Genomic DNA, 1,557 nt, shown 5'->3' with positions numbered 1-1,557 from the left:
GTTTCACTGGTTCCAGCACCAGGAAGAAAAGATGGGGTAATGGATGGATATGCGAAGAAAATGTTTTCTTTTTAAAGATCTTTTCTTTTCCTACGCTTCTTTGCAGAAGGGGCGAAGAGCCAGAATCCCCGGGACATCCCTCCCCCGGGAAACCTTTTCGCTTTCTATTCCCCATCTTGAACTCGAGTGTTCCCGGCCAATCCTTGTGGAAGGGCCCAACGGGTCAGGGAAAAGCACCTTTCTTAAGCTCTGTGGGGGCCTCCTTACCCCCCGACAGGGGAGCATTTCCTTCGATGGGACACCGCTTTTTCCTTTCCCTTCCCGAGCCCCCAATCGTTCCCCCTTCGTCGTATATGTCCATCCTACGCCCTATCTTTTTAAAGGCACCGGACGAGATAACCTGCTGCTACCCCTCGGATGGAAAGGTATTTCGGCCCAGGAAGGGGAGCGACAGCTTACCATGGTAAGTTCCCTTTTCAACCTGGAATCCCTCCTTGACCGGCCTTATTGGGCCTTTTCCAGCGGGGAAGCCCAGCGACTTGCCCTGGGACGGGCCCTGCTCGCAGAACCAGAGGTTCTGCTCTTAGACGAGCCCACCACCGCCCTGGATAAGGAGGCGGACCATCTTATAGACCGGCTCCTTGGGTATGCGGAAGAACGGGGGATTTCCCTTATGGTTGCCTCCCACGATCCCCTCATGCAAAGGTGGTGCACCGTTTCTTTTGATATCCGCAGGTATTCTTCTTTTCACACTTCTGAGCAACAAGGAGATGTTTCATGAACGACGCCATCCATCCCGATGAGGCCCTCAACCTCCTGTTAGATACCATCGACCGGCTTACCCATAGGGGGCAGCCTTCCTGTGAGGTCCTCCCGTTGGAAGAAGCCCTGGGAAGGGTTCTTCCCTATCCGGTGTATTCCCCCATTGACCAGCCACCCTTTCCCAAGGCAGCCATGGATGGATATGCCCACGCAGCCCCGGAGGAGTCTTCGCGGCCCCCTTCTTTTCGGGTGGTGGGGACCGTTGGAGCCGGCGAACGGTTTCCCCGGCCCCTGGCGAGCGGCGAAGCGGTACGGATTATGACAGGAGCCCCCCTGCCAGGGGGGACCGTGGGGGTCCAGCGGGTAGAATGGACCCGGCTTGAAGGAGAGCGGGTGTATTTTACCCGTCCTGAGACGGCCCCTAATCGCATAGAGGCGGGAGAAAATGGCAGGACCGGAGAACTTTTGCTTACCCCCCGGATCCTCTCCAGCCAGGATGTGGGGGTCCTGGCCGCGGCGGGATACCGCTCAGTGGGGGTTAGCAAGAGACCGAAGGTGGCGATCTTTTCCACGGGGGAGGAAATTAAGGCGCCCCGCTTTACCGTTCCCCAATCGGACGGGATGGAAGAGGCCTTGCTTCCATCAAAAGCCCTTGCCGACCTTATCCAGCAGGCCACAGAGGAACTGGATGGTAGGTACATCTTTGACTCTAATGGCTATCAACTCACAACCCACGCCTTAAGTGCGGGGGTTCAGGCCCAATTTCTGGGGATTCTTCCCGACAGGCCAGAACTC

At 57.0% G+C, this 1,557-nt stretch carries 2 protein-coding genes; both read left to right on the top strand.

Annotated elements, in window-relative coordinates; all coding sequences use genetic code 11:
• The first annotated feature begins 49 nt into the window (after positions 1–49).
• Positions 50–781, top strand: coding sequence for an energy-coupling factor ABC transporter ATP-binding protein (locus tag N2315_09265; protein ID MCX7829363.1), 732 nt, complete (start codon positions 50–52; stop codon positions 779–781).
• Positions 778–1,557, top strand: a 780-nt coding sequence (locus N2315_09260) for a hypothetical protein (GenBank protein MCX7829362.1), incomplete at its 3' end; no start/stop codon positions are given. The genes N2315_09265 and N2315_09260, both read left to right, overlap by 4 nt.

Source organism: Thermanaerothrix sp., from assembly GCA_026417795.1.
Lineage (GTDB): Bacteria > Synergistota > Synergistia > Synergistales > Synergistaceae > Thermanaerovibrio.
The sequence above is the reverse complement of the archived record's forward strand: the minus strand, read 5'-3'. Positions and strand labels throughout refer to the sequence as shown.

What these genes read in the sequence shown, in the direction of transcription:
- N2315_09265 (MCX7829363.1), top strand. Translation starts at nt 50, where the DNA reads ATGCGAAGAAAATGTTTTCTTTTTAAAGATCTTTTCTTTTCCTACGCT.